Origin of the sequence: Leptothoe sp. LEGE 181152, assembly GCF_032906605.1 — a bacterium.
GTDB lineage: Bacteria > Cyanobacteriota > Cyanobacteriia > Phormidesmidales > Phormidesmidaceae > Leptothoe > Leptothoe turfae.
On the sequence record NZ_JASATU010000022.1, the window covers coordinates 14,582 to 32,336 of the forward strand.

Annotated in this window: 16 protein-coding genes and 1 tRNA gene; 8 read left to right on the forward strand and 9 right to left on the reverse strand. The window is 47.1% G+C overall.

Annotated elements, in window-relative coordinates:
• The first annotated feature begins 325 nt into the window (after nucleotides 1-325).
• The gene (locus QGP82_RS13640) at nucleotides 326-1,900 is read left to right on the forward strand and encodes a TM0106 family RecB-like putative nuclease (RefSeq protein ID WP_499059659.1); all 1,575 of its coding nucleotides are present in this window, start codon (nucleotides 326-328) and stop codon (nucleotides 1,898-1,900) included.
• Between the two features lie 141 nt (nucleotides 1,901-2,041).
• A tRNA-Asp gene (locus QGP82_RS13645) sits at nucleotides 2,042-2,115 on the forward strand.
• Nucleotides 2,116-2,167: 52 nt separating this feature from the next.
• On the opposite strand, the gene QGP82_RS13650 is transcribed toward QGP82_RS13645, so the two are convergent.
• Both QGP82_RS13650 and QGP82_RS13655 read right to left on the reverse strand, forming a co-directional pair.
• Nucleotides 2,168-2,506, reverse strand: coding sequence for a zinc ribbon domain-containing protein (locus QGP82_RS13650; protein ID WP_163659112.1), 339 nt, complete (start codon nucleotides 2,504-2,506; stop codon nucleotides 2,168-2,170).
• 16 nt (nucleotides 2,507-2,522) lie between these two features.
• A complete protein-coding gene (locus QGP82_RS13655) occupies nucleotides 2,523-2,933 on the reverse strand; it encodes a TIGR03792 family protein (RefSeq protein WP_348917857.1) in 411 nt (136 codons plus the stop codon).
• A gap of 168 nt (nucleotides 2,934-3,101) precedes the next feature.
• Here QGP82_RS13655 and QGP82_RS13660 point away from each other — a divergent pair, with 168 nt between their 5' ends.
• Both QGP82_RS13660 and QGP82_RS13665 read left to right on the forward strand, forming a co-directional pair.
• Complete coding sequence (locus QGP82_RS13660) at nucleotides 3,102-3,425, forward strand: phasin family protein (protein WP_163659113.1); 324 nt, start codon at nucleotides 3,102-3,104, stop codon at nucleotides 3,423-3,425.
• A 140-nt stretch (nucleotides 3,426-3,565) separates the two neighbouring features.
• The gene (locus tag QGP82_RS13665; RefSeq protein ID WP_163659114.1) at nucleotides 3,566-4,120 is read left to right on the forward strand and encodes an FKBP-type peptidyl-prolyl cis-trans isomerase; all 555 of its coding nucleotides are present in this window, start codon (nucleotides 3,566-3,568) and stop codon (nucleotides 4,118-4,120) included.
• Between the two features lie 247 nt (nucleotides 4,121-4,367).
• On the opposite strand, the gene QGP82_RS13670 is transcribed toward QGP82_RS13665, so the two are convergent.
• The 3 genes from QGP82_RS13670 to QGP82_RS13680 all read right to left on the reverse strand — a co-directional run bounded on the left by QGP82_RS13670 (nucleotide 4,368) and on the right by QGP82_RS13680 (nucleotide 8,158).
• The gene (locus QGP82_RS13670; RefSeq protein ID WP_499059660.1) at nucleotides 4,368-6,356 is read right to left on the reverse strand and encodes an alpha/beta hydrolase; all 1,989 of its coding nucleotides are present in this window, start codon (nucleotides 6,354-6,356) and stop codon (nucleotides 4,368-4,370) included.
• Nucleotides 6,357-6,651: 295 nt separating this feature from the next.
• Nucleotides 6,652-7,524, reverse strand: coding sequence for an RMD1 family protein (locus QGP82_RS13675; protein ID WP_499059661.1), 873 nt, complete (start codon nucleotides 7,522-7,524; stop codon nucleotides 6,652-6,654).
• An 88-nt stretch (nucleotides 7,525-7,612) separates the two neighbouring features.
• Nucleotides 7,613-8,158 carry an EF-hand domain-containing protein gene (locus QGP82_RS13680; protein WP_163659116.1) on the reverse strand — a complete coding sequence of 182 codons (546 nt, stop codon included), beginning with the start codon at nucleotides 8,156-8,158 and terminating at the stop codon, nucleotides 7,613-7,615.
• A 129-nt stretch (nucleotides 8,159-8,287) separates the two neighbouring features.
• On the opposite strand from QGP82_RS13680, the gene mutS reads away from it, so the two are divergent.
• Nucleotides 8,288-10,987: a DNA mismatch repair protein MutS gene (gene mutS, locus QGP82_RS13685; RefSeq protein WP_499059662.1), complete on the forward strand. Its 2,700-nt coding sequence runs from the start codon at nucleotides 8,288-8,290 to the stop codon at nucleotides 10,985-10,987.
• A gap of 92 nt (nucleotides 10,988-11,079) precedes the next feature.
• Here mutS and QGP82_RS13690 read toward each other — a convergent pair whose 3' ends face one another.
• Nucleotides 11,080-11,280: a hypothetical protein gene (locus QGP82_RS13690; protein WP_163659118.1), complete on the reverse strand. Its 201-nt coding sequence runs from the start codon at nucleotides 11,278-11,280 to the stop codon at nucleotides 11,080-11,082.
• A 254-nt stretch (nucleotides 11,281-11,534) separates the two neighbouring features.
• Between QGP82_RS13690 and QGP82_RS13695 the strand changes: the two genes are divergently transcribed.
• On the forward strand, nucleotides 11,535-12,125 hold the full coding sequence (locus QGP82_RS13695) for a DUF6940 family protein (protein ID WP_499059663.1): 591 nt from the start codon (nucleotides 11,535-11,537) through the stop codon (nucleotides 12,123-12,125).
• Between the two features lie 46 nt (nucleotides 12,126-12,171).
• A complete protein-coding gene (locus QGP82_RS13700) occupies nucleotides 12,172-12,636 on the forward strand; it encodes a GNAT family N-acetyltransferase (protein ID WP_163659120.1) in 465 nt (154 codons plus the stop codon).
• Here the strand turns inward: QGP82_RS13700 and QGP82_RS13705 are convergent.
• Nucleotides 12,633-13,070, reverse strand: a complete 438-nt coding sequence (locus QGP82_RS13705) for an ABA4-like family protein (RefSeq protein ID WP_163659121.1) — start codon at nucleotides 13,068-13,070, stop codon at nucleotides 12,633-12,635. The genes QGP82_RS13700 and QGP82_RS13705 overlap by 4 nt on opposite strands.
• A 579-nt stretch (nucleotides 13,071-13,649) precedes the next feature.
• On the opposite strand from QGP82_RS13705, the gene QGP82_RS13710 reads away from it, so the two are divergent.
• Entirely contained in the window at nucleotides 13,650-15,353 is a 1,704-nt protein-coding gene (locus tag QGP82_RS13710) for a DEAD/DEAH box helicase (protein WP_250565803.1), read from the forward strand.
• Here QGP82_RS13710 and def read toward each other — a convergent pair.
• Together def and QGP82_RS13720 are read right to left on the reverse strand one after the other, a co-directional pair.
• Entirely contained in the window at nucleotides 15,340-15,867 is a 528-nt protein-coding gene (gene def / locus QGP82_RS13715) for a peptide deformylase (RefSeq protein ID WP_163699566.1), read from the reverse strand. The two genes, QGP82_RS13710 and def, sit on opposite strands and share 14 nt — an antisense overlap.
• Nucleotides 15,868-17,040: an HhoA/HhoB/HtrA family serine endopeptidase gene (locus QGP82_RS13720; RefSeq protein WP_499059665.1), complete on the reverse strand. Its 1,173-nt coding sequence runs from the start codon at nucleotides 17,038-17,040 to the stop codon at nucleotides 15,868-15,870.
• Nucleotides 17,041-17,755: the final 715 nt, after the last annotated feature.

Here is a 17,755-nt window from a genome sequence, read left to right on the forward strand (position 1 = left end):
ATGCAACGTCTGCACACCCAAAAGTTGGAGTCTAATTACACTTTGGAGTTCTTAGTTTTGAGTTCATGCCGGTGCCAATATCGAGCACGGAATTCAAAACTCAAAATTTATAACTAAGAACTCGTCACTGCCTACAAAATTCTTTCCCCGTACCATTATTGCGATTTCCGCTCCAGCGTGTTACTACAATAAGCAAATGCTGCGTTACATTAGTCGCAAACGCTCTGCCTCTGCCAAAGAGTACGCTCTATTGCTTTGATGATTTCAATACTTTTGGTTGCGTCTTGCCGACAGGCTTGGGAGGATTTTGGTTGCTAGGTTACCTATGCCGCCAAGTCAGGATGCTGGTTCCGCTACACCAGCATCTACTCTTCAGTGGACATCAACTGCATCCTCCTGGTCACTTGAGCAAACGAGACCAGATCAAATTATTCAGGACAGTACACTTTTTACCTTTCTGCGCTGTCAACGGCGGGCATATTTGGATGCCTATGGCGATGCAGACCTACAATCAGAGCCCAGCGATTATCTAGTCAAGCTGAAAAGCGATAGTGCCGTCCATCGACAAACTGTCTTAGCAGACTTTCACCCCGTTAATCGCCCCCCTCGCCATGCAGGTAATGTTGCTGCTACAGCCCAGGAAACATTTACCCTAATGCAGCAAGGGGTGGAACATATTTTTCGAGGAACTGTAGCCGCCATCAATGCAGATGGCTCCATTGGCTATGTTAGCCAGCCAGATCTTTGGATTAAACAACCAGGTGTTTCATGGCTGGGCAATTGGTACTACGTTCCCTTAGACATCAAGTTAGGTAAAAAGCCTAAGCAAGAATATCAGCTGACAGCCGCCTTCCATGCCTATGTATTGGCAGCCTGGCAAGGAGTCGTTCCAGCAGAGGCCCATCTACGCCTTAAAGAACGTCATTACGTTATCGATCTTGAGAAACAATGGCCAACGCTTCTGGAGCTTCTAGACACCTGTGAAACTGTATTGACATCAGGGGAGACACCGGATGTTTTTATCAGCCGGAGTCGATGTGACATGTGCGTGTGGCTCAATCATTGTTATGAAGTCGCCCAGCAACAAAATCATTTGTCTCTCCTGCCTGGGGTCACCCTCAACCGCTATCGCCATTTAGAAAAGCTTGGACTCACAACGGTTGAAACCCTGGCACGAAACCAGCCCGCCACGTTGGCTCAGGCCTCAGGTTTTGAGTTGAAAGTGGCAGAAAAACTAGTGCATCAGGCCCAGGCAAAACTTTCGGGAGCTGCGATCGCACGTACCGACGCCAACAATAACTTCACTCTGTCTCCCCAGGAATTGCCCAGTGCCCCCATCGAACTATATTTCGACATTGAAGCCGCCCCCGACAAAGACCTGGTTTATCTCCACGGGATTTTGGTTGTCGACACCCAAACCCATAACGAAACCTTTATCCCACTCGTAGCCCGAGAGCCTGAGGGCGAAGCTAGTGCCTGGCATCAATTTCAACATGTGATTGCCCACTATCCAGACTCGCCGATCTACCATTTTTGTCCCTATGAAGCCCAGACCGTAAGACGCCTAGCCGAACGATATGGCAGCATTATCGATATCGATGAACTGCTTAGCCGATTTGTCGATATCCATAAACGCATCGTCGATTCCGTCACCTTACCGATCGAAAGCTATGCCCTTAAGCACATTGCCCGCTGGATTGGCTTTGAATGGCGAGACAGCAGTGCAAATGGAGCCCAGTCTATCTGCTGGTATGACAATTGGCTATCGAGCCAGAATGAACAATATCTCAATGATATTTTGAAGTATAACGAAGACGACTGCCGGGCCACATTTTGGGTCAAACAGTGGCTCGCTAACTTTGCAGCCCCTATTTGGAAAGACAACGCAGAAGCCGGATAATCTCTGTAGGGTCCCTATTTAGCTATAGGGTCCCTATTTGGAAAGACAACGCAGAAGCCGGATAATCCCCACTGCCTAAAAAAGTTGCACTAACTGTTTGACAAAGTACCCATAACTAAGCAAAATAGAGATCGCTCGTAAGGGCCTGTAGTTCAATTGGTTAGAGCACCGCCCTGTCACGGCGGAAGTTGCGGGTTCGAATCCCGTCAGGCCCGTTAAAATTAAGTTTAATTTTGTAGAGAAGCTCCATAGAACGTCTCTAATTTTTTAAATAACTACCAACACAACACTGATTAGAATCAGCGCTGCCAGCATTAGCCACCCGGAATATTTACGCCACCACGGAATTGTATAGATCTTCGAAGCTTCGGGCACTGGCTTTTGAGCAGTGTCTACATACAGGGTGCATGTAGTGGCTTGAGGCCGCTGTGGAAACGTGCAGCTATCATCTTGATGATACACACAGGTATCACACAGATAAGTGCCACCCTCAGAACGATGCAGGTCAATGCCAGGATGTCCATGGGCTTTCAGCTCTAACCCACAGTTAGAGCAAGTGACTGCATTAATGAATACGGACTGATGACATCGAGGACAGCTGGGCATATGCGTTTGCTCTAAACTACGGAGCCTTTGGACCTGGAACGATAAATTCTTTAGATTCCATTAGATCATAGTCAATGCCCAGGGCCGCATCAAAGCGCTGATTGATTTGTTCGAGCTCCTCTTCAGGAATTGATTTCCATTGCTCACGAGTAGCCCAAGCAATGACAAAAATTACTTCATCATCGTGGTTCGGGTCTAGCCAAGTGGTCTTATCTAAAAAACCGGGATAGGACTCGAGAGCTGTGGTCCAAATTTCCTCGTCAATTTCTAGATAACGACCACGCTGAGCAGGCTCTACTCTGAATTTTAGCCATTCAATCACCATAGACGGCTGAGGATTAAGGGTCGCTTCAGCATGGACGGGAGTACTGGCCCAGACAATCACCGTCCAGACAGCCATTAAACACCATAGAACTCTCTGAACCATACGGTTAACCGCCCGTCGAATACGTCAATAGTTTGCCAGAATAAGTTTATCTAAGCCGACAGCGCATCCAAAACTGTAGAAGGTGTGGGTTACATTTCGGGGTTTCCTACAAGTTTCCTACGACTGCCGGTTCGATAAGTCTCATCATCCATCACCTAGAGTTAAGCTATGGACTCATCCAATCTATTTCGGCAACTTCTAATGTTGGGCATTGGCACTACATCACTCGTTGCTGAACAGCTACGGCAGGTGACTGAAGATTGGGTCAAAGATGGCAAGCTTAATCCAGAACAAGCCCGCGGATTCGTCGATGACTTCATGTCTCAATTCAACATCGACCAGGCCGCTATCGATGAACAACTCCAGCGTCAGATTCGTAATATCATGCAAGACTTGGGTGTGCCACGCCAGACGGAAATGGATGAACTGCGGGGCCGCTTAGATCGCCTGGAGCGCCAACTTAGAGATTTAGAAAATAAACAATGGCGTTAGAGCCTAGTAATCTATTACCTGTACCGGCACTAAATGTGACATGAGTCCTACCTAATTTTTAGGAATCGTAACGTACAATTTGGATGCAGGTTACGAGCTGATGCATCAGCTCTTGCGCTATCGCACTGGGAGAACGAACTGTGAAAGAAGTTTTTATTAGCCTGGGGGTTTTCACCATTTGCTGTGTAGTTGCACTAGCTACTCAGCTACGAGGAAGTGAAGCTGTTGCCGGTAACTTGACCGTAGACATAGGCACGACCGATTCTGTCACGTCTACGCTTGTCGCCCAAGCAGAACCTGACCCACCCACCGAAGAAACAACCGAGGAACCTACGACCGATATGGCCGAAAATATGACAACTACGGACTCCGGCCTAATGTACGAAGACCTTGAGGTCGGTACTGGAGCTCTACCTACACAAGGTCAAGCCGTGACAGTGCATTACACTGGTACTTTAGAAAACGGTGAAAAGTTTGACAGTAGTCGCGATCGCAACCGTCCTTTCTCCTTTACCATCGGTGTTGGCCAGGTAATCAAAGGTTGGGATGAAGGTGTTGCTACTATGCGTGTGGGCGGTCGTCGTAAGCTAGTCATTCCCCCCGAACTAGGTTACGGTGCCCGTGGCGCAGGGGGTGTTATTCCCCCCAATGCCACACTCATCTTTGATGTAGAACTGATTCGCGTTGGTGGCTAAGAAATTAGCAAAAATCAAGTGAACGGCAAAAAGGGCTGCTCATATGAGCAGCCCTTTTTGCAGACACCGTATCTAAAAAATATTTGCCCCCTTGCCCAACCAATGGTCAGCAATCACCCATGAGGAAGCATCAACCATGGGTTCTGCAAAATAGTTGTTAACGTCTCTCCTAAAACTACGAGACTGTAAAGTTCGACGACTACTTTACCGTACAAGACCTGTATGCTTCACCTGAGCAGTGATTGAATTATTTCACGATGACTTCAAAACCCTGATTTTGAAGAGATTCCAACATATTATCCGACTGCAAGACTTCAGTGGACTCTTGATCAATGGCTGCGATCAGTTCTTGCTTATTGTCTGCAATACTTGCTCCTTGAATATTCACACGGTAGCGCATAGGAGAGAGAAAACTCTGAATTCCCAAGGCACGACATTGCAAATGCAATTTACTCAACGCCACATGAGGATCAAAGGCCATATTTGGATCGTTATCCAATGTTTTTAGATATCCTTGAAAGCCTAGGAATGCAATACGATAGATCATTGATTGGGTAAACTGTCCCTGGAAATAGCCTCCATGGACATCTCGTATTCCGAACACTCCATCCACCATCAACATTAGATAATCCCACCAATTCAGAGCTTTTCTACGGTTAGCACGGGTCAGAAGCCCCTTTGTCTCTTCACTAGTGGCATCTTCTTTTACTGAGAAGGTAAAGTCTTTATAATCAGTGCAGTCAAAGTAAGTAAAGAAATCAGCAATCGTAATTTGAGCAGTCGTTTGAGATGGAGAATTATTTATCGTCTCAGATTGACTAGCTTTGATACAATCCTGCGATATTTTAGCTAACGTATTGTAGCCATCTTTTTTACACCAGTTATAGGTAAGGAATAAATGCTCCATAATCTTGTAAGGATTACGAGCAATAGAATCCGCTAAAGACGAACCTGGGAAAAAACATTCATCTAAAGCTGACAAGTTAACAATGCCGTAATCCTTAGAGTTGTTATGATCAGCTTTCAACGAAACATTCCCTAAACGATAACCCATTGCTTCTGTCGTACTAGGAAACGTAAAGTAATTAGCTGTCGCCGAAGCAATCCGCAACGCCAAATCGCCTTCACTACTGAATAAATAGGACTCTGAAAATCGTCTTAAAGAAGATGAGAGAAAATTTACTCGGCTCGACACAATAGTCAAAATCGGAATATCCGGAGACGTTAAAATCAGCCGCTCTAACCGGAAAACAGATCCAATATCGGCTGGAGGTTTGTTACTAATGGAGCGCGTATCAAACACATCGGATAAAATCCGTACCACATTGGTAACCACAAAACCACCCATGCTGTGTCCTAAAAACGAGAGTTTTATTTTACGATGGGTTTGTTTCCAGAATTGGACTGCTTTGTCACAAGGATATTGCTCGTTGGGATTTTGTCGCTTGATATCAGCAGCTTTTAAGTTCACTAATTCCCGGTCAATTTGGCGCAGCAATTCAACGAGATCCAGAACTCCAAAGTTGTGAGCTCGGTAGCGATCGCGAAAATAAACCACCATGCGCAAAATAACCAGTGTAATAATTATGGTGGATAGGCCTAAGAACAAAAGCAATAGAGGTACTACTATTAGACCCGCCAGCGTTTTATCCCAGGCCATAAGTTCTACAATTAGCAGAATTAGCGCCCCACCAAACCCTAGAAACATCAAGGCTCGCGGTAAAGGAGGCAGCGCTTTGCAAGCTTCCCCTAAACGCCGAAACTCAATATTCTCTGACGGCCAGCGATAGCCGATGAAGACCTGGTTGCCTTGCCCTGGAATCACTGTGTCGTATCGGTTAATATATTGAAAAATATTCTTATACCAATCTCGAACAGAGCTGCGACCACTGTTATATCCGTGAACAGAAATCATGAGTTCAGGGTCAGGTCCCTCCTGTTTAGAACAGATATCGTAGAGATGCCGGGCAATTTCCTTCACACCCCGTGCCGCTGCCTGCATCTCTGACTCTTGCATGGCTTTGGCATTTTCAATATTTGGTGGTGCGCTACTCATCACAAAATAGCCAGGAATGGAAGCCCGCTTACGTTCAGGGGTCCCAATGTGCACAAGCCTGACCTGGGAAGCATCTTGACCTGCGTCAATATCTTGATCCACATGGGATTCATGGTCTTGTGATAGCTCGTCTCGAAAGACAAACTTTCGTAAGATCACTGGCAACGGTTTAGAGTCCATGGTGTTCCCCCTGACAGGAGTCTAGATATCTAGATAATTTTCAGCTCTAATGCACAGTTGTCTGCCGCAAGGTCATGGTGATGGGTAGAGCCGTACGTCCTTCAACACTCAGGCAATTACTTGAATCTACAAGTTCCATTTGATATTTTCCGTAGTGCGATGGGCTGGAATAATGTGCACTCTCAAAATTGCACTCAACGAGCGGTTAACTTACAGAGTATAAACTGCTCTAAAAAACGTACATCAAAGGCCACGTTGTTTAGATTAAATCATTCCAATGATCAGAAACCTCCGATTATTGCAGCCAAATTTCGTACACCGACAGCAGAATCTCCACCAAAATCAGGATAACAATGTACCATTCCACCCGATGACTGCTGCCCTGCTGCAATATGCTCAACGCAGTTTCTACACTACGGGAAATCAAAGCGAGCTTTTGCTCCAGAATCAAAAGTCGCTCCCGCAGTTCATATTCGTCCTCTAGACGCAGATAGAGCCGGTTTAAATCCGGGAAATCCCAAATCGGATCCGGTTTATCACCCACCTCTACAATGCCCAACATTTTTTGCTGAATTAGTAACGTTCCACCGATGTAGCATAGCAACTCTTTCTCTTTTGGTGCCCGTTCTTTAGGGTTTTGAATCGCTGTTGTAAACGGCTTAATTTGATTAAACAGATCAAAAACCCTTTGCTCGTAGTAGTCCAGGACAACGCTTTTTGCGAGGGCCTCTGCCACAATTTGCAAACGCTCTGCACTAGAGTCCCGCAGCCATAATGTATCTTGCTCTAACCGTTCTTTCGCTGTGGGATGAAATGCTAACAGCAGATCCTCAAATACATCTTCCGACGATGGTTCTTTGATTAACGGCTTGAGCGACTCTAAATATGCAGCTTCTTCGATAGCATTCAGATTAAATACGACAACCACACCGTAACGTAGCAGTACGGCACAGCCGGACTTCCCAGCCCTAACAATCAACGGATTGGTAGACAACGCATCCTTGGTTTCCAATGTTTTCACAATCAGGCGCTCACCGACTAAGTGGGCACGGGCCACGATGCGATCTTCTGTTGACCACCCTAAAGGGACGGGTGATAGCTGAGGTAGTGATGCATTCGATGATTGTGGAGTATTGAAATCAGCAGGTGGTGTGCTTAGAGAAACCATACAAAGGCTGAGCGTTTAAGAAATACACAGCTATATAATATGCCTGGCCACCTGTTTCAGTAGACTCGTGCCTGCTTTTTCAGATGATTCAATAGGGACCAAATATAAAGTTGGCCGGAGCAGAGGGCTCATTTATATAGAAAAAATCATGAATCAACGTCAGCACTTCATCCTGATTGAGAACTCCATCCTGATTCACATCTAGATTAAGAAATATGGACGATGCATAGATTGGCAGCACATTGAACACTGACAGCAGACTGATCCATTCCTGTTCGCTAATCTGACCATCGTTATCCTGATCAAAAGCGGCAAAGAGCAACGTTACTAGGGCAATCACTCGACTGGCATATTGCTTAATATCATTCAGAATCTGCTCGTAATAGGTTAACCATTCCCTCAAGGTAATCCGAGCATCACAATTTTGATCTGCTGCTGCACACAGGCAGGCCCAGTCCTGCTGGAAATGGGTCAAAATTTGCTCTTGATGGGATGCAGCTTGCACCTCCTGGCGCAGGTTTGCCAGGCGCTGAGCCAAGGCAATAAAATCCTGCTGCACCAGTACGCCATCGTCATTGGCATCGTACAGATGAAAGAGCTTAGTTAACTTACGCGTCTGAATATCGGTCAGCATGGGCTAGTAAGCATTGGTCAAACGATTCTAAACGCTAACAATGGATTTGTGGATTTCCTAGATATCTTAGAGATTGCATCTAAGCATGCATCATAAGATTAATCAGAGTTCTAACGGTTCAAAGGCCCCATGACCGCATCCGCATCTAAAACCAACAGCCAACGTTCTGGTAATACCCCCCAAGACATTGGCATTCCAGAACGGTTGCTTAAACATACGGTGCGGTACACCGACTATCAAGAGATCAAACGCGACGACCTGACGCCAATGATGCGTCACTACGCTGAGGTAAAGGATGCCTATCCCTATGCCCTTTTGCTCTATCGCGTTGGGGACTTTTTTGAGACGTTTTTTCAGGATGCGATCTCAATTGCCCGTGAACTAGAGCTCGTCCTGACCAGCAAAGATGCTGGCAAGGCTATCGGTAAAGTCCCTTTAGCAGGCATTCCTCATCATGCGCTAGATCGCTATTGCGCACTATTAGTGGAAAAAGGATTTGCGATCGCAATTTGCGACCAGGTAGAAGATCCAGCCCAGGCCCAGGGACTGGTCAAACGAGAGGTCACCCGCGTTATTACGCCTGGTACCATTCTTGAAGAGGGTATGCTCACCGCTAAACGCAACAACTTTTTAGCCGCCCTAGTCATTGCCGACAAACATTGGGGACTAGCCCATGCCGATGTCTCAACAGGAGAGTTTTTTACCACCCAGGGTACAGCCATTGATCAATTGTCTCAGGAATTGATGCGACTGCAGCCCGCAGAGGTACTTGTGCCCACCAACGCCCCTGATTTAGGTGCACTATTGCGGCCAGGAGAAACCTCGGACAACTTACCTGAAGGCTTACCAGCACAATTTTGCTATACCTTTCGTTCCCAAACACCGTTTACCCATGCTGAAGCAAAACAGCGTCTACTACAAAGCTACCGCGTACGCTCTTTAGAAGGTTTTGGTTGCGAACATTTACCGCTCGCAGCGAGAGCAGCTGGCGGTTTATTGCATTATGTCGAAGATACTCAAAAAGAGAGTTTGGCACCACTACAGCCTCTATCGACCTACACCACCACAGAATTTCTGGTGATTGATCATCAGACTCGACGTAATTTAGAGATGACTCAAACTGTACGGGATGGTATCTTTCACGGCTCATTGCTGTGGGCTTTAGACAAAACCACGACCGCCATGGGCAGTCGAGCGCTGCGACGCTGGTTATTGCAACCGCTTTTAAGCATCGAGAACATTCAGGAGCGCCAAGAAACGATCAGTGAACTGGTAGACAACGGCACGCTACGTCAGCAGCTACAGCTGATCCTCAAGCAAATTTATGATTTAGAGAGACTGGCCGGGCGCGCTGGCTCTGGTACTGCCAACGGTCGTGATTTAGTAGCCATGGCTGAGTCATTTGAAAAGTTACCAGATCTGGCGGCACTGATGGCCCACGCCCAGTCACCGCATTTAGTGAGACTACAGATTGTACCGTCAGAACTGGAGCAGATGGGACGCAAGCTCAGAGCTCATTTAGTGGAGAGCCCACCGCTCTACCTCACAGATGGTGGCCTGATCCGCGAAGGCGTTAATGCTCACCTTGATGGCCTACGAGATCAAGTCAGTAGCGACCAGCGCTGGATTGCCAATCTGGAAGTTACCGAACGGGAACGTACCGGTATTTCTAACTTAAAAGTCGGTTTCAATAAAGCCTTTGGATATTACATCAGTATCTCTCGGGCCAAGAGCAAACAGGCTCCTGACAACTACATTCGTAAACAAACGCTGACTAACGAAGAACGCTACATTACACCAGAACTAAAGGAGAGAGAAGCTCGCATCCTTAACGCAAAGGATGAGATTAATCAAATTGAATACGAGATTTTTCTAGAGCTACGGGAAGACGTTGGCCAACATGCTGAACTCATCCGCAAGGTGGCCGTAAATGTAGCGGCAGCAGACGTGCTTTGTGGCCTGGCGGAGCTGGCTATCTACCAGGGATATTGTCGCCCTGATATTGTGCAAGATCGGACTCTAGCGATTGAAGCTGGACGCCATCCAGTGGTAGAACAGTCGCTGCCTGCGGGCTTTTTTGTGCCGAATTCGACGGGTCTTGGTTATGGGGAAACACCCGATGGGAGGGGGGGCAAGGCCCATCCTCCGGACTTGATCATTTTGACGGGGCCAAATGCCAGCGGGAAAAGCTGCTATCTGCGACAGGTGGGGCTCATTCAGCTGATGGCCCAGGTAGGAAGCTTTGTACCAGCGAAGAGTGCAGTGCTGGGAGTGTGCGATCGCATCTTCACCCGCGTTGGTGCCGTAGACGACTTAGCCACCGGGCAATCCACATTTATGGTGGAAATGAATGAAACCGCCAATATTCTTAACCATGCCACCCCTCACTCCCTCGTCTTACTCGACGAAATTGGTCGAGGCACAGCCACATTTGACGGACTCTCCATTGCTTGGGCGGTGGCAGAACACCTGGCTAGTGATATTCAGGCCCGCACTATTTTTGCCACCCACTACCACGAGCTCAATGAGCTCGCTTCACTATTAGAAAATGTGGCCAACTTCCAGGTAACGGTGAAAGAAATGCCAGACCAGATTATCTTTCTACACCAGGTACAACCTGGCGGAGCCGATCGCTCTTATGGAATAGAAGCCGGTCGCCTAGCGGGATTGCCCCCCAGCGTCATCAAACGAGCCCAACAGGTCATGGGTCAAATTGAAAAACACAGTAAAATCGCCGTAGGCCTCCGCAAAGGGAGTGTAACCAAATCGTCTAAAAAATCAAAAGTTCGAGAAAGCAGCCCTGATTCTCAACTCAATATTTTTGGATAACAGTCTTTTCTGTAGCGCCCTGATATACCGTCATCCCAACTAAAATACAATGTACAGACATTTTATGGAACGCCTCCACCAAGCGTCTAGTATTAGTCAACCAGTTGAATTTTACCCAGACTCAGCTCATCAAAAATATGATGTACCTGCTCACGCTGTTTAGGGGTTAAATCCACAATGGACAGTAAAAAGGAAGACAATCTGACATGATCTTTACGAGTAAGTTTGTGGGTATTCCAAACCTGCTGCAATATAATCTCGGGTGTTCTTTCTGTCTTTCTAACGGCAACCATAGGACTGCTCTCGCGTTAACTGTTAGGGAACAACGTTTCTGTACTGCCATGATGGCTAGTCCGTGGTGATATTGGTCGCGCAAATGCGCGTAAATTACTCAGCAAAACCGTGAATTGTTCGTGAGTAGGCAACGTATAATCACTGACACTAGCCACACTGACCTCTACACTGTTATCTAGTTATCCCAGGAAAAGTTCCCGACATTGGAGCAAAATTAGACAAAAGTTTGACAAAGGTAGGGGAGCAGTCGGTCATGTGGAATGCACAGTGCGAAAAATCACATAATCTTCACAGCCTTCGGGTTGTCATCACAAAAAATTCATCTCCTGTTTCCTATGCAACAGTTATAGATGCCTGGCAAAAAGATAGTGGTTTTCGTAACTTTTTCATTGACCTATTGGCAAAATCTCCTTTTGCCAGCTTTCGTTGGGAAACACCACCAATAACGACAAAAACGGTTAATACTCCTTTTGAGTGTGTGTTAATAGACAGCCCGAGCCTGTCACGCCCCCCTGATCGGCAGACGTTTTCACCCTATTTCCCACCTGATCAACCGGTTGTTAATTTTTTGAATCTGGGCAAAGATGCTGTGCTAATTGTCCCCTGCCCTACAGATGCTGATGGCGATTACAGTCATCTCGGGGCGTTTGTACAAAATGCGCCGAGGCCTCAGCAACATGCCCTATGGACTTTAGTCGGTGATACTATGGCCCAACGCATTAGCGATCAGCCAGTATGGCTTAGTACAGCAGGTGGTGGAGTCGCCTGGCTACATGTGCGCCTTGATAACTATCCTAAGTACTATCACCATCATCCGTATCGTCAGATTCCTGAAAGCCTGTAATTTTACTCATCCTAGGGCTTATATCCGTTGCCCATAGAGGTACATCATGCATTACAGACTCCAACTCGCATCTACGGACAACCTGCAACAGCTATTGCCGCTGGTGGAGGCCTACCATGAGTTTGAACGCATCCATATGACGGGCAAGAACCGAAAACAGGCTATTCATGGCCTGCTATCCGACTCTTCACTCGGGGGAATTTGGTTAATTGTTGTAGATATTGCGATCGCAGGGTACATTGCCCTCACCTTCGGCTACAGTATCGAATTTGGCGGTAAAGATGCCTTTATCGATGAGTTTTATATCCGGCCCGAGTTTCGTGGCAAAGGTTTGGGAAAACAAACCCTGAGGCAGATTCAGCAAGAAGCAAAAGCCCTGGATATTCATGCGCTGCACTTAGAGGTGGCGGCATCCAATACTAGGGCACAGCACCTCTACGCCCAGACTCATTTCCAAGCCCGCAGCAAATACATGCTGATGTCTGCCTATTTAACAGAGACTAGCGTTTAAGCCACTTCAGCGGAAGACTTAAACAATGGTGTAATCCACACAGTCACTACATGGGATAAAAGTCCCATAGGTCCAGCAAACAAACATAGCGCCAGGGAATGACGAGTAAATAATTGTTTCTCTTGTCCGTGCAAGTAAATCCAGCGGCCCACAAAGAGATCCATCACTAAGAAGTGCACCCATCCCGTCGTCATCACCTTTTCATCTGAAAATAAGTTGGCCAACACCGCCAGGGTAGGGTTAGCAAACTCCTCGAGTTTGTCAGGATCAAGACTGGCAACAAAACAATAGACATAAAGCGCCGCCAACACCACAAATGGAATGTAGGATGCCATGATTTTGCGGGTGACGTCCCAATTGGGCAATAACACCATCAAGGCCCAAAATGGGAGCACAAACAAATTACCGAAGTTAAAAATATATTCAAATACCATCGCCTAACCTGCTCACCAATTAAAAGATACTGGAGCCATTGTAAAACGATGATATTTGAAAAGGAGGATCGAGGTGCTTGCTGATTAAGGGAAAGATTCGAACCGGCAAAATTGCCCTACATCGACATTTTTCAGATTTACTCTCCTCTGAATCAGCAAGGCCAAAGCATCTAAGCTACATCCAACAAATCCGAAGCTAGTGCTTTCACCAGACTCTAAATGAGAGTTCTAACCTTGCGCCCTAAGCGTGTAAAGATTGCCATCACGTTCAAGGATTTCTCCATCCCAAAGGCTCTATATATCTCAAGATGGTTTCAGACGATGCACCCAATTATGTGTCTTGTTCCAAGTATAGAGCAGATAAAGTAGAATTGTAGAGACGTCCAAAAACGAAATTATTTATAGTCTGTAAAAAATGTAGAAATTATCCAACCATTGCTCGGGAGGAACGTCTTAGGGACTGACCTCAATTAGCAACCCTCATAATAGTGATTATTCAGCACTTATTTTGCTGTCAGAGTTTGTTTTTGACTCAACATCTGTCAGGCTGTAACAGCGCCTATATTAAGATTTAGATAAATGCCAATGGATGTGGAATCGGCTCCAAGCTTTAGTGAGTTGTCTTTAAGTGAGCCGGTACTAAAGGCTTTGGAAGGTTTGGGCTATGAAAGTCCAACACCCATTCAAGCCCAGACTATTCCCCATGTATTGGCTGGTGTGGACCTGATTGGGCAAGCCCAAACAGGTACTGGCAAAACAGCGGCTTTTGCGCTGCCATTGTTATCCCGCGTCAATATTGAGCAGCGTTTGCCCCATACCCTAGTATTGACTCCCACCAGAGAATTAGCAATTCAGGTGGCAGAAGCCTTTCAAAGCTATGCATCTCATATGAAAGGCTTTCATGTGCTGCCCCTATATGGGGGGCAAAGCTATAGTATTCAACTTCGTAAACTAGAACGTTCGGTACATATTGTCGTGGGCACCCCTGGCAGGGTCATGGACCACATGAAACGCGGCACCTTGGACCTGAGCGCATTGCAGTGTCTCGTATTGGACGAAGCCGATGAAATGCTGCGCATGGGCTTTATCGACGATGTGGAATGGGTATTGGAGAAAACCCCAGCGTCTCGACAGGTCGCTCTCTTTTCTGCCACCTTACCCAAAGAAATTCGCCATATTGCCCAGCGACATCTCAATAATCCCACCGAGGTCCTGATTAAATCCAAAACATCCACCGCTGACACTATCCGACAGCGCTATTGGATGGTTAGTGGGTACCACAAGTTAGATGCCCTGACCCGCATTTTAGAAACAGAGACATTTGACGGCATGATCGTCTTTGTTAGAACCCGTCTGGCCACCGTGGAACTGGCGGAGAAGCTGGAAGCCCGAGGCTATGAAACTGCCCCGCTTAGTGGAGATGTTTCACAAATGCAGCGGGAGCGTACCGTCGAACAGCTTAAATCAGGCAAGCTGGATATCGTCGTCGCCACCGACGTAGCTGCCCGCGGCTTAGACGTGGATAGAATTAGCCATGTCATTAACTATGACATGCCCTATGATACCGAGACCTATGTCCATCGAGTAGGCCGTACAGGGCGAGCCGGGCGTAATGGTGAAGCAATTTTATTTGTAGCCCCTCGTGAGCGACGATTGCTGTATGCCATTGAGCGGGCAACCAAACAAAAAATCTCCAAAATGGAGATGCCAACGACCGAGATGGTCAATAACAAGCGCATTGCTCGGTTTAAACAGCAAATTACTGACACCATTGCTGAGGAGAATCTAGAGTTCTTCAACAATCTCATGGAGCAATATGAACAGGAGCATAATGTGCCTGCTATTGAGATTGCAGCGGCCTTAGCCAAGTTGGTGCAAGGCAACGAGCCCTTATTGTTGGAAGAACGCAAGCGCAGTCGCCCAGAGCGCGGCGACCGGCGCGAGCGACCCCAGCGACGTGAACGCAGGGCATCCCCACCTGAGCAAGGCATGGGACGCTATCGCATTGAGGTCGGTCATCGGCATCGGGTGAAACCTGGCCATATTGTGGGCGCGATCGCAAATGAAAGCGGTCTCGAAAGTCGCTACATTGGTCGCATTAATATCTACGACAGCCACAGCACCGTAGATTTGCCAGAGGGGATACCCAAAGAAATGATGCGACACCTTAAAAAGGTATCCGTTGCGGGCCACCCTTTGCGCATTAGCCGAGTAGAAGGGGAAATGACGGGCAAAGGCGGTGGCAAACGACGACGCCCCAAAACCAAATCTAAGGACAATTAAATCGATTTTGGTATTCGGCCTCAGTCAAAATGTCATCGGGATGCTCTACCCGGTCAAGAAAAACCTTGCCCTGTAGATGGTCGTATTCGTGTTGAAAAATTCGCGCCACAAAGTCTTGCAGATGCTGACGATGGTCATGGCCATCGCGATCCAGGTAAGTTACTTCGATCTCGCGGTACCGAGGAACAAATCCCCGCTTCCCTGGCACGCTGAGGCACCCTTCCCAGCCTTTGACTTGATCGTCACTGTGGTTAAGGATATGCGGATTAATCATGGCGACAGGCTCCATAGTCGGGGCCTCGGGGTAGCGTGGGTTCGGGCGTGAAGCCACAATAAACAGCTGTAGGCCTTCAGCAACCTGGGGTGCGGCAATACCCACACCATTTTTGGCCGCTGCGGTAGCTAACAGATCATCAATTAGCTGTTGCAGCTGGGGATCGTCTAAATGCTGAATGGGTTGGGCTTGCGATCGCAATCTCACATCACCCAATTGAATAACCGACCGTATGCCCATCTATCGTCGCTGCTGCGGTAACGCCTTTGTCATTACATCCAGAGCTATCTGACGACCACTCCGGTCAACCTCTATCCCAATCGACTCGCCTACGCCTAAATCTTGAACAATTTGCTGTACTTGCTCAGCCGCTGTGATCGATTTACCATTCATGGCCACAATCACATCACCCACTTCCAAACCAGCTTCTAAGGCTGGAGAATTACGCATCAGGCCCAAAATAATTACACCTTCGTCAGCAGATAACCTCAGATCATTACGAGGATCGCGATTGATTTGTTGGCGTAAATCAGTTGTCAGTGTACGCATTTGAATACCCAAATAGGCATGCTCCACCCGACCTTTCTCGATCAGTTCTTGAGCTAAACGCTGAGCTGAATTAATAGGAATCGCAAAGCCTAATCCCTGGGCACCTCCGATGATGGCCGTATTAATACCAATTACTTCACCGCGCTCATTTAGTAACGGCCCACCAGAATTTCCAGGATTAATTGCTGCATCAGTCTGAATAAACTGCACCCGTTTATCTGGCACTCGAATCTGAGCACTTGTGCGTCCCGTTGCACTGACAATGCCAGCCGTAACAGTATTGTCTAACCCCAGTGGATTGCCAATGGCAATAGCCCACTCCCCTGGACGCAACTGCTCTGAATTGCCAAGGGTTACTGTCGGCAAATCCTGAGCCTGAACTTTAATAACTGCCACATCCGTTAGCGGATCTTCACCCACCACCTCACCACTAAATTCACGGCCATCCCTAAGCGTGACCGTCACCGCATCGGCCCCTTCAACCACATGGGCATTAGTCCAAATCACACCATCTGACTCGACGACAAAGCCAGAACCCTGGCCACGCTCAACCCGAGACGATGGCTCCTCCCACATATCGCCAAAAAACTCTCGAAAGAACGGATCATCAAACGGTCCAGACCGACGAGTCACAGTTCGCGAGGAATCAATCCGAACCACAGCAGGTCCCACATCATCAGCCACGGATGCAATAAAGCTACTGTCCGTCAGCAAACGCCCAGACCCAGAGGTAGGCGATTGGGCCGTTGTTGGAACAAGTTGTGCTGTCGTGAACACAGCTGCCGTTGCACTACAGGCCGCAATAAACCCGTAAAGAGCTAACGACCTGGCAAAACGAACGGTTGAGGAGCGTAGTTTAGACATGGCATCAGGCATGGGAACTTTGCAATGACTCTGGTTGGACAGAACGCCTCACAAGCATCTACACATTGCCAGCGTTCTATTGACTAACCCTTATCTGTATAGCGTCTACAGCTAAATTCAACCATGTAACCTGTGCCAGTTCACCCTCGTCTCCATCAAGTTAGATCATTGCATCCTTTAAAGAAGGTTATATCTATGGTGCAGATTACTCTGGTGTGCTTGCTGGATATGTGAACAACAACAGGTTAGTGTATTAGAGCTCATTAGTTTTCAATGTACTAAAAGTTATACCTACGCATTTAAATATTCCTAGTCCTTTATGGGGAATAGCCCTCGTTAATGGGTGCTTGTAAGGGAAAACGTCGATAAAAGCCATACACTATCCATTCAATTCAGGTGTGTATCCCTAATCCAGGGTCGTTCAACCAAGAGCTCGCCTAAGAGTAGGTTGACATCCTGCTGAGATCGTCGATTAAGAGATGTTAGAGCACTGTGCCGTCATCAGCTTCAGTTTTTCAGCCTTAGCCATGGGGAATCGATTAATGTCTAATTTTGCGTGATTACTGATAAAACGGTTCTTAATACAGAACCTGTTGAAAACCATAGTTGATTATTCAATCAACTATGGTTTTTAGGACCTTATTAAATAGTGTTCCAAGTTCAGCACTGTCCAATTGTTTGGGGGTGTTTAATTTTGAGGTCCTTATTCTTGTAA

Bases quoted from the DNA above. Each gene is read 5' to 3' on its own strand.
- QGP82_RS13640 (WP_499059659.1), top strand. From the start codon at position 326: ATGCCGCCAAGTCAGGATGCTGGTTCCGCTACACCAGCATCTACTCTT.
- QGP82_RS13650 (WP_163659112.1), bottom strand. From the start codon at position 2,506: ATGCCCAGCTGTCCTCGATGTCATCAGTCCGTATTCATTAATGCAGTC.
- QGP82_RS13655 (WP_348917857.1), bottom strand. From the start codon at position 2,933: ATGGTTCAGAGAGTTCTATGGTGTTTAATGGCTGTCTGGACGGTGATT.
- QGP82_RS13660 (WP_163659113.1), top strand. From the start codon at position 3,102: ATGGACTCATCCAATCTATTTCGGCAACTTCTAATGTTGGGCATTGGC.
- QGP82_RS13670 (WP_499059660.1), bottom strand. From the start codon at position 6,356: ATGGACTCTAAACCGTTGCCAGTGATCTTACGAAAGTTTGTCTTTCGA.
- QGP82_RS13675 (WP_499059661.1), bottom strand. From the start codon at position 7,524: ATGGTTTCTCTAAGCACACCACCTGCTGATTTCAATACTCCACAATCA.
- QGP82_RS13680 (WP_163659116.1), bottom strand. From the start codon at position 8,158: ATGCTGACCGATATTCAGACGCGTAAGTTAACTAAGCTCTTTCATCTG.
- mutS (WP_499059662.1), top strand. From the start codon at position 8,288: ATGACCGCATCCGCATCTAAAACCAACAGCCAACGTTCTGGTAATACC.
- QGP82_RS13690 (WP_163659118.1), bottom strand. From the start codon at position 11,280: ATGGTTGCCGTTAGAAAGACAGAAAGAACACCCGAGATTATATTGCAG.
- QGP82_RS13695 (WP_499059663.1), top strand. From the start codon at position 11,535: ATGTGGAATGCACAGTGCGAAAAATCACATAATCTTCACAGCCTTCGG.
- QGP82_RS13700 (WP_163659120.1), top strand. From the start codon at position 12,172: ATGCATTACAGACTCCAACTCGCATCTACGGACAACCTGCAACAGCTA.
- QGP82_RS13705 (WP_163659121.1), bottom strand. From the start codon at position 13,070: ATGGTATTTGAATATATTTTTAACTTCGGTAATTTGTTTGTGCTCCCA.
- QGP82_RS13710 (WP_250565803.1), top strand. From the start codon at position 13,650: ATGCCAATGGATGTGGAATCGGCTCCAAGCTTTAGTGAGTTGTCTTTA.
- def (WP_163699566.1), bottom strand. From the start codon at position 15,867: ATGGGCATACGGTCGGTTATTCAATTGGGTGATGTGAGATTGCGATCG.
- QGP82_RS13720 (WP_499059665.1), bottom strand. From the start codon at position 17,040: ATGTCTAAACTACGCTCCTCAACCGTTCGTTTTGCCAGGTCGTTAGCT.